The 15084-nt window shown below is 64.9% G+C and carries 13 protein-coding genes; 5 read left to right on the forward strand and 8 right to left on the reverse strand.

Going from position 1 to position 15084, the window contains the following annotated elements:
- Nucleotides 1-37: 37 nt before the first annotated feature.
- Both AC1Q6J_RS03980 and AC1Q6J_RS03985 read right to left on the reverse strand, forming a co-directional pair.
- Nucleotides 38-2380: a TonB-dependent receptor gene (locus AC1Q6J_RS03980; RefSeq protein ID WP_492278034.1), complete on the reverse strand. Its 2343-nt coding sequence runs from the start codon at nt 2378-2380 to the stop codon at nt 38-40.
- Between the two features lie 110 nt (nt 2381-2490).
- Nucleotides 2491-2844, reverse strand: coding sequence for a DUF2946 family protein (locus AC1Q6J_RS03985; protein WP_492278035.1), 354 nt, complete (start codon nt 2842-2844; stop codon nt 2491-2493).
- Nucleotides 2845-3072: 228 nt separating this feature from the next.
- Here AC1Q6J_RS03985 and AC1Q6J_RS03990 point away from each other — a divergent pair, with 228 nt between their 5' ends.
- Nucleotides 3073-3294: a hypothetical protein gene (locus AC1Q6J_RS03990; protein ID WP_492278036.1), complete on the forward strand. Its 222-nt coding sequence runs from the start codon at nt 3073-3075 to the stop codon at nt 3292-3294.
- A gap of 78 nt (nt 3295-3372) precedes the next feature.
- On the opposite strand, the gene AC1Q6J_RS03995 is transcribed toward AC1Q6J_RS03990, so the two are convergent.
- From AC1Q6J_RS03995 to AC1Q6J_RS04010, 4 genes are all read right to left on the reverse strand, one after another.
- Entirely contained in the window at nt 3373-5436 is a 2064-nt protein-coding gene (locus AC1Q6J_RS03995; RefSeq protein ID WP_492278037.1) for a hypothetical protein, read from the reverse strand.
- A 158-nt stretch (nt 5437-5594) separates the two neighbouring features.
- Nucleotides 5595-8459, reverse strand: coding sequence for a DUF4159 domain-containing protein (locus AC1Q6J_RS04000; RefSeq protein ID WP_492278038.1), 2865 nt, complete (start codon nt 8457-8459; stop codon nt 5595-5597).
- Complete coding sequence (locus tag AC1Q6J_RS04005) at nt 8456-9400, reverse strand: DUF58 domain-containing protein (RefSeq protein ID WP_492278039.1); 945 nt, start codon at nt 9398-9400, stop codon at nt 8456-8458. The genes AC1Q6J_RS04000 and AC1Q6J_RS04005 overlap by 4 nt, the downstream gene beginning before the upstream one ends.
- A complete protein-coding gene (locus AC1Q6J_RS04010; RefSeq protein ID WP_492278040.1) occupies nt 9400-10404 on the reverse strand; it encodes an AAA family ATPase in 1005 nt (334 codons plus the stop codon). Before AC1Q6J_RS04010 ends, AC1Q6J_RS04005 begins: the two co-directional genes overlap by 1 nt.
- 410 nt (nt 10405-10814) lie before the next feature.
- Here AC1Q6J_RS04010 and AC1Q6J_RS04015 point away from each other — a divergent pair, with 410 nt between their 5' ends.
- The 4 genes from AC1Q6J_RS04015 to AC1Q6J_RS04030 are packed head-to-tail and all read left to right on the forward strand — an operon-like array spanning nt 10815 to nt 13645.
- The gene (locus tag AC1Q6J_RS04015; protein WP_492278041.1) at nt 10815-11423 is read left to right on the forward strand and encodes a DUF1285 domain-containing protein; all 609 of its coding nucleotides are present in this window, start codon (nt 10815-10817) and stop codon (nt 11421-11423) included.
- Between the two features lie 16 nt (nt 11424-11439).
- Entirely contained in the window at nt 11440-12132 is a 693-nt protein-coding gene (locus AC1Q6J_RS04020; RefSeq protein ID WP_492278042.1) for a CoA pyrophosphatase, read from the forward strand.
- Nucleotides 12129-12392 (forward strand): DUF6111 family protein, encoded by a 264-nt coding sequence (locus AC1Q6J_RS04025; protein ID WP_492278043.1) that lies wholly within the window; start codon nt 12129-12131, stop codon nt 12390-12392. The genes AC1Q6J_RS04020 and AC1Q6J_RS04025 overlap by 4 nt, the downstream gene beginning before the upstream one ends.
- Complete coding sequence (locus AC1Q6J_RS04030) at nt 12389-13645, forward strand: CCA tRNA nucleotidyltransferase (RefSeq protein WP_492278044.1); 1257 nt, start codon at nt 12389-12391, stop codon at nt 13643-13645. The genes AC1Q6J_RS04025 and AC1Q6J_RS04030 overlap by 4 nt, the downstream gene beginning before the upstream one ends.
- A 55-nt stretch (nt 13646-13700) precedes the next feature.
- Here the strand turns inward: AC1Q6J_RS04030 and AC1Q6J_RS04035 are convergent, their stop codons facing one another.
- A complete protein-coding gene (locus tag AC1Q6J_RS04035) occupies nt 13701-13964 on the reverse strand; it encodes a YodC family protein (RefSeq protein WP_492278045.1) in 264 nt (87 codons plus the stop codon).
- Nucleotides 13965-14108: 144 nt separating this feature from the next.
- Nucleotides 14109-14897: an outer membrane protein gene (locus AC1Q6J_RS04040; RefSeq protein WP_492278046.1), complete on the reverse strand. Its 789-nt coding sequence runs from the start codon at nt 14895-14897 to the stop codon at nt 14109-14111.
- Between the last annotated feature and the right edge of the window lie 187 nt (nt 14898-15084).

Raw genomic sequence — 15084 nt, forward strand, 5'->3', positions numbered from 1 at the left:
ATTCGTATGGGAGGTTTGTGCAGTCCGCCCCTCTGCCTCAGTACTTCACATTCGCGAACATGCGCACGCCGATGCCCGGCAGCAGGACCTGATCCTTGCTGTAGGATACGGAGTTGCGGATGTCCTCGTTGAGCAGGTTGTCGCCGACGACACCGAAGGTGAATTGCTGCGCGCCCCACCAGTCGGTCTTGGCAAGCTTTGTGGTGTAGCTCAACTCGGCGCGCAGGCGGTTATAGCCCGGCGTCGAGGTCTCGATGCCGCCGATGTCGTTCTGCGCGAAGGCATGCAGCAGGTTGACGCGCGCGAGCCAGTTGGCGTCACGATAGTAGATGCCGCCGCCAAGCCGCTGCGGCGGAATCCGCGGCACGTTGGTGCCATCGGTGAAGGTGGCGCGCACGATGTCATACTGTCCTTCGACACCGAACTGTCCGGCCCAGAGCGGCAGCACGTCGTACTGGAACTGGAATTCGGCGCCGCGGAAGGTGGCGTCCTTCTGCGAATAGATCGCCTGATTGAGCTCGAGTCCCGGACCGGCCTGACACGCAACGTCTTCACATGTGTTGCCGGTCAGGCGGCGATAGATGAAGCCGTCGAAGCGCGTGTAATAGCCGGTCAGTTCGAACCGGAACGGCCCCGTCGCACGCCGCAGGCCAACCTCAACCGACTTCGCAGTCTCGATACCAAGATTTGGATTTCCGATATCGAAGGTGGTGGTGGCATCGTGGCCGCCGCGCGAAAACAGCTCCGCGGGCTTCGGCGCGCGTTCGGTGTATTGGCCGGTGATGCTGGCCGCGAGATTCCACGGCAGGTTCTGGATCAGGCCGACGCTGCCGCTCTTCGGCGTGAAGTTCAGGTTGCGCGGCGTGGCAGGGCCGATGCCGGCGGGATCGACGTTCAGGTCGAACACTTCCGGCACGAAGGCCGGCGTGGTGCCGCTCAGATTGACGTGTTCGACGCGCGCGGCGACCTGCGCCCTGGTGACGTCGCTGAACTTGAACTCGTTGAAGATGTAGCCCGCGACCTTGGTGTTCTTGTTCGGGTCCCACAGGCCGTTGAGCGGGCTGCCCGGATCGTCCGGGCTCGGCGCGGTCAGTTCCTGATGCGACGCCTGCACGCCGACCGCGGTGGTCAATGCCGCGAAACGCAGGTTCAGCGGCGCGAACTGCACTTCGACGCGGCCTTCCTGCTCCTTGTTGGTGAAGGTCTGGCGCACGCCGTCGCTGGAGAAATCCGCCGGATCGGCGAGACCGATTTCGTTGTGCTTGTAGTCGGTCGCGCCGGCCCAGAACCGGATCACGTCGATCGCCTTGCTGTCCGGATGATAGTCCCCCTTCACCGTCAACTTGGTCTGCCGCGCGCTGATGCGGGTGCGGTGCTCTTCGCCGTCGATGCCGGGAATATGATAGATGCTGTTGTTCTGCTGGATCGCCGCGCCGATGAAGCCGCCCGCGAAGAAGTACGATCCGCCGATCGAGGCGCCATCCGACTGCGTCGATGAATTCGGCTGCTTGCCGGTGAACGGCCGCGTCGGATCGAAGCGGTAGGGCGAGTTCGGAACGCTGTAATCTTCGGTCTTGCGCGCGAACGCGTCGGCATGGATCGCAACATTGTTGCCGGCGGCGTCGAGCAGCACCGCGCCTTCACGGCCGAGATCGACGCTGGAGAGCGAAGAGCGGGTCTCGAAACTGGCGCAGGGATTCGACGCGGAGAGCTGCGGCGCCTTGACGTTGTAGCCGTAGGTCTGGATCGACGGCACCGCGCTGCACGGCAGCGTGTCGGGAATGCGGTTGTTGCTGGCGCTGACCACGCCACCGATCGACTGCGACCCATAGCGCAGCGTTGCGGGGCCGCGAATGACCTCAACCTGATTTGTGGAGAGCGGATCGATCGGCACGAAATGATCTTCGCCGAGATCGGATGCGCCATTGCTGCCGATGCCGTTCTCGACAATGCCGACGCGGTTGACGTCGAGTCCGCGAATAATGGGCCGGCTCGATGCGCCGGGCGCGAAGGATGAGCCGGTAATGCCGGGCTTGTTGTTGAGAAGATCGCCGAGAGTCGAAGCCGCGCTGCGGCGGATTTCCTCGTTCGGCACCACGGTGACGGTGGCGAACTGATCGGTGACGATTGGCAGCGTGCCCGCATAGGTGTCGGGATTAGGTGCAGGTGCGGCGGCAGGCGCAGCGGCTGTGGTCCGGCCGGGCTCTGCGCGATGCCGGTGCGGCCGCTGGATCGGGCTCGGTGCCTCGACAGCAATTTCAGGGAGCGTGGTGCCCGCGCCCGGATCACTCTGCTGCGACCGCGCGGCGCCGTTGACGAGAAGCGCCATCGCGACGGCGGAGCCGCCGGCCAGCGAGGCGCGAAGAAACTTGTACGACATGATGCTTTGATCCTGATGCCGCCTCCGATCCCGTCATGCGGGGCCGGGCGGCTAACCTCGAATGTCCCGCGATCACCTGCGGCGAGCGTCGGGATCGGACAGTTTTCGAGTCAGGCGTGCGGCGGCGCGCGGGAGCGGAACGCGCCGCGGCGGGAGTCGCCAGCGATGGCTTCAGACTCAAAGGCCGTCTTGGAGGCGGTGACCGTCAGAGGCACCGGAAGCGATGGCGGCGCGGCCGCGACCAGGCTGCTGGCCATCGCCATCGTTGCGCAGATGGCGCACAGGTCGCGATGGGCATGCTGGTCGTGATCGGTGTCGGGCACCGATGCCTGCGATTGGCTCGCGGCGATGCCGGCAACGGCGATGTCGTGGTGGGTGTGACCGAACGACAGGCCGAGTTGCAGCGCCAGCGCGAACAGCGCCAGCAGTGACAGCCTCCTTGCCTTCGATCGCAGCCAGTTCATCGGCAGATACGCCCCGTTTCATCCGGTCCAGCCGCAGATGGAGCCGGTTCCGGATGTTATAATGTAACATTGCCGGTCGAGGCCGGAGTGTCAACCGCGAGGCCGGGAGATGAGGACGAAAGCTGCGGCGCGAGGCCAAAAGGACACAGAGCGCGGCTTGTCACACGGCTGTTATGGTTGACCGAATCGTAACGAACGGCTGTTCTCATCCGCGCGAGGAGAGCGTGAATGCTCAGGTATTTTGAGAACGTCCGTCTTGTGCGAATGGCGGACGGTAAAACCTACAAGCTCATTCGGGATCTGGGCCTGGTCAAAGGCGGCAAGGGGCTCCGCTGCCACGAAGCGATCATGACCTTCCAGTTCAAGCTGAAGCCGGTCAGCGTCCATGTTCCGTTATCGGAGCTGATCTCGATGCTGTCAGTCGCGATGGCCCGGCGTTCGGCAGCATAACTTCCTGCCACATCACCCATCCGGATTTCCGGCCAGCGCGTTCATTGGCCCAGTCGGCCAATGGCCGAGAAGCGGCAGCTAGCGGCCTTCGCGCAGCCAGGTGCTGGCGAACGCGCCGAGCAGCAGCAACAGACCGATCAAACCGGCGAAGATCGGCAGCACGCCGATGCCGCGCACGACGCTGGCATCGCGCATCTTGACCCCGAGCCAGCCCTCGCCGCGAAACACCGTCGAGGCGCGCACCGGCAAGACGCGCGGCAGGTCGATGCTGCCGCTGTCAGCCACGCGTCGGGTATCGCCGCCGGTCGCCTGTAGCAGTGGGCGCAGCGCCTCCGTCGTCGATGTGACTTCCGCGAATTCCTTCGGGTTCACCGGGCCGACATTAATCAGCGCCTTCAGCGAACCGTCGGTCGCCTGCCACAGGCCGAGCTCGTCGGCGCTGACTGACGCGCGCCATTCGCCGGGCTCCCCGGCGCTCAGCGTCACCTGGCGCGTCACGCCGGACGGAGAGGTGATGGTGACCGGCTGCACGGTGTCGGCCATGGTCTGGCGCACCGCGACGAGATCGCGGCCTTCGACTTTTAGCCGCAGCGCTTCCTCGTCGAGATCCGGCTGCTTCATCAGCCAGTGCGACATTCGCCGCAGCAGATCGAGATGCGGGCCGCCGCCCTCATAGCCGCGCGCCCACAGCCAGATGTGATCGGACAGCAGCAGCGCGACGCGGCCTTCGCCCTGCCGCGACAGCAGCAGCAGCGGCTTGCCGTCGGCGCCTTCCATGATCGGCGGGTTGGCAGGATTGCGCGTGTCGATCAGGCGGAAGAAACGGCTCCAGTGCGGCGGCTCGCTGCTGGAACCTTCAAGCCCGCGCGTCACCGGATGGCGCTTGCCGATATTGGTCAGGCGCGCCGTGAAAGCCTGTTCGCTGACGCCGACCGGCTCTGCGGGAAGGATCGCATCGAGCGGCGTGCGCCAGATGCTGGTCTGGCTCGCATAATCGGGACCGGCAGACACCAGCACCGCGCCGCCGTTGCGCACATAGCGTGTGATGTTGTCGAAATACGAGATCGGCAGCACACCTTGACGCGCGTAGCGGTCGAAGATGATGAGCTGGAATTCATTGATCTTCTGCTGGAACAGTTCGCGCGTCGGAAACGCGATCAGCGACAGTTCGTTGATCGGGGTGCCGTCCTGCTTCTCGGGCGGGCGCAGAATGGTGAAATGCACCAGATCGACGCTGGCGTCCGATTTCAGCAGGTTGCGCCAGGTGCGTTCGCCGGAATGCGGCTCGCCGGACACCAGCAGCACGCGCAGCTTGTCGCGCACGCCGTCGATGGAGACCACGGCGCGGTTGTTGACCGGCGTCAGTTCATCGTCGAGCTTTGAGGCTTCGATCTCGACGATGTTCGGCCCGGCATGCGGAATCTCGATGGTGACACTGACCTGTTCGCCGCTGCGCACCGCGCGCTCGCTGAGCACATCGCCGTCGCGCCGGACCACGACGCGGGCGCTCTGGCTGGTCACGCCCTGATCGTCGAGGCGATAGGTGATGGTCTGGGTCTGGCCGACGATGCCGAAACGGGGGGCCGCGACGATGGCGACGCGGCGGTCGCGCTCGTTGCTGCGTCCGGTGATCAGCGCATGCACCGGCGCGTTGAAGCCGATGGCGGCGGCATTGGCGGGAATGTCGTGGACGCGCCCGTCGGTGATCAGGAATGCTCCGGCGACGCGGTCGGTCGGCACGTCGGACAATGCCGATGTGACGGCCGAGAACAGCCTGGTGCCGTCGGTTTCGCCGTCGGCCTGTCCGGCCTCGACGACGCGGACCTCAAGCCCCTTGATGTCCTTCAGGCGGGCGACCAGCGCCTCGCGCGCCTCGTTGGTCTCGCGGGTGCGTTCGCCGAAATTCTGGCTCGGGCTTTTGTCGACCACGACGGCCGCGACTGAGGTGAGCGGTTCGCGCTCTTCGCGCGTGAATGACGGATTGGCCAGCGCGAGCAGGATCAGCGCCAGCGCAGCGACTCGCATCGCGGCGCCGCGCGCACGCGCGAGCATCAGGACAGCTGCGATCACGACGATCGCGGCAAGGCCGATCCACAGCACGAGCGTGGGAACGAGGGGTGCGAATGCGATGCCGTACTGCATGACTTATACCGCGGCTTTGCCGTCATCCTGAGGTGCGCGTCGCTCTTGCGACGCGCCTCGAAGGATGAGGCCATCATTGTGTTGCTGTCGCCCTTCGAGGCTCGCAAGGGCTCGCTCCTCAGGGTGACGGCTCAACCTTGGAGATCCTGCATACATGCTCATTGTCCCAGCCGTTCGATCAGCGCAGGCGCATGGACCTGATCGGCCTTGTAGTTGCCGGTCAGCGTGTACATCACGATGTTGACGCCGGCGCGGAAGGCGAACTCGCGCTGGCGCGGATCGCCCGGCGTCAGCGGCAGCATCGGCTGGCCGTCGGCCCGCATCGCCCATGCACCCGCCAGATCGTTCGAGGTGATGATGATCGGCGAGACGCCGTCGCCGCCGCGTGCGGGACGGTCGGCGGCATCTTCGTCTTCGACGCGCGGCAGCGTTTCGACCCAAGTCTGGCCTGAGTTGAAGCGGCCGGGGAAGTCGCGCAGCAGATAGAACGTCTTGGTCAGCACATGTTCGCGCGGCACCGGCTCCAGTTCGGGAATGTCGAGCGAGGACAGAATCTCACGCAGCGTCAGCATGCCGGGTGTCTGCGATTCACCGCCGGGACCCGGCGGCGCCTCAATGGCGTCGCGGGTGTCGAACAGCACCGTGCCGCCTTGCTTCATGTAGGCGTCGAGCTTGTTGATGGCGTCCTGCGATGGCTTCGGCGGGCCCGTAATCACCGGCCAGTACACCAGCGGAAAAAAGGCGAGTTCGTCGCGCGCCGGATCGACGCCGACCGGCTCGCCCGCTTCCAGCGCGGTGCGCTGCGCGAGAAACAGCGTCAGGCCCGACAGCCCGGCCTTCACAATCGAATCCACATCGGCGTTGCCGGTCAGGACATAGGCGAGACGGGTCTGCGCGACGGCCTTGATGGCGAAGTCATCATCGGCGGCGCTGCTTGCAGGAGGTCTTGTGGGTGTGCTCCCCGCTGGAGCCTTCGGGGCCTGCGCATAAGACGGCGAGGGCACGCTGCTGACAGAAGCGAGCGCGAATGCGATGGCGAGCGCCGCCGTCGCGGCGCGGCGTCGCAGCAGCGCCGCCAGTCCACCGCCCAGAATGGCGACGATGATGGCGTCGATCAGAAACAGTGCCAGCGCAGTGGAGAGCAGGATGCCGCGCAGGTCGCGCGGCTCGGCGTTGGTGTAGGTCGCGCGCCGTGCCTTCAGTGTGGACGTGTCGAGCGGTGCGAGTCGGTCGGCGTCGGCAAGCGCGTTCACCGCGAGCGGACCGTCTGCGGGACCGTAAAGACCGGGCGGATGATCGAGCGTGGCGCGGTCGCGGTAGTCCGCGCGCACCGGCTTTGCGGTAGAAGGCGGCGGACCGAACGCGCCGAAGCCGTCGAGAGTGCGGATCGGCGCAACAGTCTCTGCCCCGGCCTCGGCGGCGACTCCCGCGCCTGCATTGGCCGTGTAGCCCGACATATCGACGATTCGCCGCAGCATTTCGACGAAGCTGCCAGACAACGGCAGGTCCGACCAGCGCATATCCGCGCTGATATGGAACAGGGCGAGCATGCCTTTGTCGCGATGTTCGCCGGTCACCAGCGGGGTGCCGTCGGCGAGCGATGCCCAGCTTCGCGACGCCAGCGCCGGATCGGGTTCGGCCAGCACCTGCCGCGTCACGGTAATATCCTTCGGCACGGTGAGGCCCGCGAATGGACCGTCAGCGGCGAAGGACGCCAGCGGCTGCGGTTTCTCCCACGTCAGGGTGCCACCGAGGCTGCGCCCGCCGCGCCGCAGTTTTACCGGCACCAGATCGTCATCGCCGGCGGCGAGGCGCGGCCCGGCGAAGCGCACCAGCACGCCGCCTTGCGCGATCCATGTGTTGAGACGGTCGCGGATGTCCGGTGACAGCGTGCCGACGTCAGCAAGCACGATCATCGGCAGCTTCTGATCGAGAAACTGTCCGATCGCCACCGCGGGCGAGCCGCGCTCGCCGAGCCGCACGTCCGCGAACGGCGCCAGCGCACGCGTGAGATAGAAGGTCGAGGCCAGCAGCGGCTGCGCGGTGTCGCTGGTCGCGCCGGAGACGATGCCGATCGCGCGCCGCCGCCAGCGCTTGTCGAGCAGTTGCACCGCGCCCGCCGAGCGCTCGCCGGAGACCTCCAGGCGCGTGATGTCGTTGCGCAGTTCCACCGGAAGATCGAAACTCGCCTCGGTCTCGCGATCCTGCGCGCCGAACACAAACTTCGCTTCGCCGATCGGCGAGCCTTTCTGGTCCAGCGCGCGGACGAGCCCGGCATCGCCGACGCCGCTGTTGGCGCGCAGCACCTTTACCGTCATCCTGGCTGCGGCGTTCTCGGCCGCGGCCAGCGCATGCGCGGGCGGAGTGCCGCCTTCGAAAATCGTCAGTGTGCGATCCTGAATCGTCTTCGTCAGGCCTTCGGTGAATTCGCTGCCGCGTCCGGTGTCGATGCCGTCGCTGAGCCAGACGATTTCGCCGTCGCCGGTCTTGGCGAGAAAGCGCTCCAGCGCCGGCAGTGTTTCGACACGCGCGACGGCGTAGGGTTTGGGCGCGAGCTGGCGCAGAGCCACGCGCGCGGTCCCGGCGGGTATCAGCGTGATGTCGCGGGTCGAGTCCGACAGCGGCACGATGGCCACCGCGCGCCGGTCGGACTCGGCGTTGGAAATCAGTTCGTCCGCGGTCCTGACGCGGGCCTCCCAGTTGGACGCGGCGCTCCAGCCGTCGTCGAGCAGCAGCACCAGCGGCGCGCTGGAGCGCGCCACGCCCTCGCCTGGATTCCAGACCGGACCAGCGGCGGCGAGGATCACCAGCGCGGCGGCGAGCAGGCGCAGCAATGTCAGCCACCACGGCGTGCGCGACGGAGTTTCTTCCTTCGGAGCGATATCGAACAGGAGCCGCGTCGGCGGAAAATCGATGCGCCGCGGGCGCGGCGGCATCACGCGCAGCAGCCACCACAGCGCCGGCAGGCTCAACAGGCCCATCAGCAGCCACGGCTCGGCGAATGAAAGCGGCAGGCCCATCATGCGGTGCGCCCCGCTGTTATGGCGACGCGTCCGGCGCTCCCCTTGGCGACCATCATGCCGCTGTGCAGGTACAGCAGCAGTTCAGCGGCGGAGCGATTGGTGGTGTGGGTCGAGAACAGCCAGCCGAGCTTGCCGGTTTCTTCGCGGATGGCGGCGCGATGCGCCTCGACGCGCGCAGTGTAATCCCTGGCCCATGTCTCGGCGCGCCCGGCGGTGATGACCTCGCCGCCTTCGGGCTCGACGAATTCGATGCGGCCGGAATAGGGAAATGTCTCCTCGGCGGGATCGACGATCTGGAGCAGGGTGCCATGCGCGCCCGACGACGAGAGACCACCGAGCATGGAGCGGATCTCGCTGACCGGCGACCAGAAATCCGACAGCACCACGACTTCGGCGAGCGCCGACGGCACGAACGACGGCGGCAGACTTGCCCGCGTGGCGGTGTCGTGCAGGATCGCCTGCGCCATCTTGTCGACGATGTTGCTGCTCGAACTCGGAGACATCAGGCCGGGAATGCCGACACGTTCGCCGCCGGACACCAGGAGATCGGCCAGCGCGAAGGTGACCACCAGCGCGCGCTCGAGCTTGCTGTCACGCGCGGTTCTGGACGCGAACGCCATCGACTTCGAGCGATCCGGCCACAGCCATACGGTGTGCGCGGCTTCCCACTCCTGCTCGCGGACATAGAGATGATCGTCGCGTGCTGAACGCCGCCAGTCGACATTCTGCGAGGCCTCTCCGGAGACGAAGCGGCGGTACTGCCAAAAGTTCTCGCCGGTGCCAGCGCGCCGCCGGCCATGCAGGCCGTGGATGACGTTGGCCGAAATGCGCCGCGCTTCCAGCACGAGACGCGGCAGCGACGCGGCGAGCGAACGGCTTTCACCATCTGCGCGCCGGACTGCCTCGATCTCCTGGAGTGCGGGTTGCGGCCGTGCTGCCATCAGCCGATCCGTGATTTCAACTGCTTGATGATGTCGGTCACGGTGCGGCCCTCGGCGCGCGCCGAGAAAGTCAGCGCCATGCGGTGTTTCAGAACGGGCTCTGCGAGATCGAGTACGTCGTCGATCGAGGGCGCGAGCCGCCCGTCGAGCAATGCGCGGGCGCGGACGGCGAGCATCAGCGCCTGGCTGGCGCGCGGACCCGGTCCCCATGCGATCGATTTGCCGACCTCTCCGCTGTCCTCGCCCGGACGCGCCGAACGGACCAGCGAAAGAATCGCCTCGACCACTGAATCGCCGACCGGCAGGCGGCGCACCAGCCGCTGCGCGGTGATCAGCGTCTCGGCGGTCATCGCCGCCTTCGCGGCGGTCTGCTCGGCGCCGGTGGTCTCGAACAAAATTCTGCGTTCGGCATCGCGATCCGGATACTCGACGTCGATTTCCATCAGGAAGCGGTCGAGCTGGGCTTCCGGCAGCGGATAGGTGCCTTCCTGCTCCAGCGGGTTCTGGGTCGCGAGTACATGGAACGGCTTCGGCAGATCGTGCCGCGCGCCGGCGACCGTGATGTGCTGCTCCTGCATCGCCTGTAACAAGGCCGACTGCGTGCGCGGCGAGGCGCGGTTGATTTCGTCCGCCATCAGAAGCTGCGCGAACACCGGCCCCGAAATGAAACGGAACGAGCGCTTGCCGCTGACGCTTTCATCGAGCACTTCGGCGCCGAGAATATCGGACGGCATCAGGTCCGGGGTGAACTGCACGCGCTTGGCATCGAGGCCGAGGGTGATGCCCAGCGTCTCGACCAGTTTGGTTTTCGCCAGACCCGGAACGCCGATCAGCAATGCGTGACCGCCGGACAGGATCGTCACCAGCGCATTCTCGACCACGCGTTCCTGGCCGAAGATCACAGTCGAGACCGCTTCCCGCGCGGCGCGGATGTCACCCGCGATCTGCTCGGCTGAACGCACGATCACGTCTTCCAGTTTCTCGACACCTTCCGCGCCAGCCATAATCATCGCTCCTTGCCTAGTGGTCCGGTTCCGACATTCGCATCCCGTCTCGGCAGCCCTTTTTGCGAATGTCGAACCAAAGGACCACTAGCGATCATGACTTCTCGTGTCCTGAATCCGGCGTTCGCTGCAGAAAGCGCCGTGGAACGAAGCGAGCGCCGGATTCAGGACACTAGCGAAGACCCATGCTAAACTGGTGCAAAGGCCATGTATTCTCTTATGCATTCCCTGATTCAAGCTGTCCCCACATTAGCGGGTGGGGGGCTTGAAACTCATCACGATGTGGCGAGTAATCCCACCGCGCGCGGGTATGATTTATCGGCTATGTCATCGTTCCCGGTTTCTTGGCTTTCGGTATCAGGGCTTGCACCAATCGTGCCAAACAGAAGCGTCAACGGTCAGGGCAAACAATGGCGAACCAAGGGCAGAAACAGGAGCTGAATCCGGCTCAGCGCCTCGACGGGCTCACTCTGGCGGCGCGCGGTGCTGCGACAAAAGGCCTGCCGCCGGTTCATCTGTGGAATCCGCCATTCTGCGGCGATCTCGATATGCGGATCGCGAGCGACGGCACATGGTTCTATCTCGGGACACCGATCGGGCGGGCAGCGCTGGTGAAGCTGTTTTCCACAATTCTCAAGCATGAGAATGGCAAGTATTTTCTCGTCACGCCGGTGGAGAAAGTCGGCATCCGCGTCGATGACGCGCCGTTTCTCGCGGTCGAGATGGAGAAGGACGGCGAGGGCGCGGCGCGGACGCTGAGCTTTCGCACCAATGTCGACGAATGGGTGCCATGCGATGGCGATCACCGGTTGCGCTTTGAGGCCGCCGCCGACGGCGGCCTAACGCCTTACCTCCATGTGCGTGCGGATTTGTGGGCAAAAGTCACACGCGCGCTCTATTATGATCTGGTCGAGATGGGCGAAATTCGTCTCGTCGACGGCCGCGAGATGTTCGGGGTCATGTCCGGCGGAGAGTTCTTCTCGATGGCGGACGCGGCGCAGGCGCGAGATCCGGTTTGAGATAAGAGGATTTGGGTTGACGAAAAGTGTTTTCAAGGACGCCGCATCCGCCAGCACCGCGGCTCCGCTCGACATAAGCTCTGGCGAATTCTTTCGCAGGGCGCATGAGCGGCTGAACTTCCACGTGCCGCCGGGATTGACCGATGCCGCGGTGCTCGCGCCGACCGGCGATTTCGGCACCGACGCGATGCTGGAAATCATCGCGAAAGAACGCCCGGTGCGCCCGGCCGCGGTTCTCGTCCCCATTGTGGAGCGTGATGTGCCGACAGTGCTGCTGACCAAGCGCGCCGAGCATCTCAACGAACATGCCGGACAGGTTTCGTTTCCCGGCGGCAAGATCGATCCGGTCGATGCCTCGCCGATGGACGCAGCACTGCGCGAAGCCGACGAGGAAATCGGCCTCAAGCGGAATTTCGTCGAGCCGATCGGCTATCTCGATGTCTATGCAACCGGATTCGGATTCCGGATCCTGCCGACGCTGGCGCGGGTCCGGCCGGGGTTTGAGCTGACGATCAACACCAACGAAGTCGATGCCGCGTTCGAAGTGCCGCTGGCGTTTTTGATGGATCCGGTCAATCACAGGCTCGGCAGCAAGGAATTCCGCGGCATGCAGCGCTCGTTCTATGAGATGCCATTCGAGCAGCATTATATCTGGGGCGCGACCGCCGGGATGCTGCGTGCGCTTTACGAGCGGATTTGTCTTACATGATCCGTCCCGTCCTCACCGAGATCGGAATTTTCCTTATTCCATTCGCGGTCTATGCGGCATTTCTTCTTGCAAGCCGATCCGGCCTTTGGGTCAGGTCATCGTGGCCACTACACATTGTCGGCAAACTGGCGGTGGCCGCATTCGTGCTGGTTATCGTGAGCCTCATATTGCTGGCGCATTTTTCCGGCGCGCCCCCGGGATCGACCTACGCGCCCGCGCATCTGGAGAACGGCAAGCTGATCCAGGGGTCCGAGAAATGAACGCCCCGGATTCGCTGCGCGATGCCCCCTGGTTGAGGTCTGGCGCGACGACGCGGGTGCTGACGCTGCTCAATTCCGGCGGCGAGGAAGCGCGGGTCGCGGGCGGCGCGGTGCGCAACGCGCTGCTCGGCCTCCCGATCGGCGACATCGACATTGCGACCACGGCACTGCCGGAGGAAGTGATCCGCCGCGCCAAGCTCGCCCATATCAAGGCGGTGCCGACCGGCGTCGAGCACGGCACAGTGACGCTGGTGATCGAAGGTCAGCCGTTTGAAGTGACCACGCTGCGTGAGGATCTCGAAACCTTCGGACGCAAGGCCAAGGTGGCGTTCGGGCGCGACTGGACGCGCGATGCCATGCGCCGCGATTTCACCATGAACGGCCTGACGGTGACGCCGGACGGCACGATTCACGATGAGGTCGACGGCCGCGCGGATATCGCGGCGCGGCGGGTGCGCTTTATCGGCGAGCCGTCGCAACGGATCGCGGAGGACTATCTGCGCATCCTGCGTTTCTTCCGCATTCATGCTGCTTACGGCGAGGGTGAACCGGATCGTACCGGATACGAGGCCTGTATCGCCGGGCGTGACGGGCTTGCGGAGTTGTCGGCTGAGCGCATCCGGATGGAAATGCTGAAGCTGATGGTTGCGAAGGGAGCGGCGCCTGCGCTGGTCGCGATGGATGACGCCGGTCTGCTGCTGCGGCTGACCGCGGGTGTCGTCTTTCACGGGCCGTTCGCGGTGATGCTCGCTGCCGAACGGGCGCTCGGACTGGAAGCCGATGCGGTTCGCCGTCTCGGTGCGCTGACCGTGGCGGTGACCGAGGATGCAAAACGCCTGTCGCAGCGCTGGCGGCTGTCGAATGCCGAGACCAAGCGGCTGGATTCGATGGGGCATCGCTGGTGGCGGCTGGCTGGCATGGACGAGGCGACGGCGCAGCGCAGGCTCTACAGGCTGGGGGCGGCGCGCTATCTCGACCGGATCATGCTGGCATGGGCGCGGGCAGGGCGCGGTGCGGCCTCACCATCCTGGCGCGAGCTTGCGACACTGCCGGAGCGCTGGACGCCGCCGGCATTTCCGCTCAAGGCCGCCGATTTCATCGCGCGCGGCATCGCGGAAGGCCCCGCGCTCGGTCACGTGCTGACGTTGGCCGAGGATGCGTGGCTGGCGATGCAGTTCCCGCTCGATGCGGCAGCGCTCAACACCATCGCCGATGACACCGTCGCGAGATTCACACGGGATCATCGGCTGTAAGGTATGCTGCCGGGCGGTCCCGGCGGCAGCATTCCCGTTTAACGAGGCTATGGCCTCAGGCGACTTCCGCGGTTTTCTTGGCGTGATGGTCGTCGCCTTCGTCTTCGTTCTCTTCGCTGTCCTCGTCGTCTTCTTCGTCCTCGTCATCCGACATATCGATGTGAGCGAGTTCGAGAACGGACGCCGGAAGTTTCTCGCGGAACAGATCGCCTTCCTCGCCGATCCAGACACATTCGACCATCTCGTCGTTGACCTCGGAAACGGTCAGCGCCTGACCGCCAGATTTGAGAACAACGACGTCGCCTGCTTTCAGTCCCATGACCGGCTCCTTGGCTGTGTGAGGAGCGTTCAGCCTAGCCGCGCGTCATGACACGCCGACAAAGACAGGTTGGTAAGATTGCGACAAAACGAAAAAGCCCCGGACAATGTCCGGGGCTTTTGAATTCCAGAGAAGCGTTGGTGCTTAGCGAACCATGCCGAGGACATAGCCGAGCATGTCGAACTTGTAGTTCAGGCCGACCTTGGCGGTGTGGATGCCAGGCAGGCTGGTCGTGGTCCAGACCTGGGTCGGAGGGCCAGTCCAGTTGCCGGTGGTGGTGATGTTGTTGTCGAAGCCGAGATAGAGGTACTCGGCCTTCACGCTCCACTTGTTGTCGAAGGCATATTCCCAGCCGCCGCCGATCGCGTAACCGAGGCGATACTTGGTGTGCATGGTGTCGATGTGATTGCCGGGGGTTCCGTCGGAGACGCCGGTTTCGAAATTGACCAGCGCCGCACCGCCCTTGACGTAGAGCAGCGAGCGATCGAAGGCATAACCGAAACGGGCGGCCCAGACGCTGTAGAGGCCTTCAGCGCGGGTGGTCGCAATCGAGGTGGCCGAACCAGCATAAGCGGATGAACCCTTGACGCCGATGTAGCCGGTTTCACCTTCGTAACCGATCACCCAGTTCGGAGCGAACTGCCAGTTGTAGCCGCTGGTGTAGCCGCCGATCACGCTGGAGCTGTACTTGTAGGAGGCCGCCGGGCCGGCGAAGATCGGGAGGCCAGCGCCGTCAACCGGCACGCCGGTCACGGTATCGTTGGAAGCGAAAGCACCGCCGATGTAACCGCCGATGTAACCGCCGGTCCAGGTGAAGACCTGCACCGGAGGTGCCTTGCGATAGATCGGCGCGGTGCCGAGATCGGCTGCGGAAGCCGCGCCTGCCAGGCCAACGCCTGCGGCAGCGAGGAGAAGTACAGCAATCTTGCGCATCGGAGCCCCTTGAAAACTTTCGGCGACGGTACGATTCCGCCACACCTATGGCCCTCAAAATACGTTGAGGGCTGTCCGGGCTCAAATGGTTTCCGGCCCGTTGGACGGTATCCGGGACCGTTCTTTGGCAAGTGTGCTGTCTCGGTTACACGTCAAAATCGCTCAAAAGGTGCTCTTTTATTAAGCT

Source organism: Afipia sp. MLSD5-FHT05B12, from assembly GCF_058793355.1.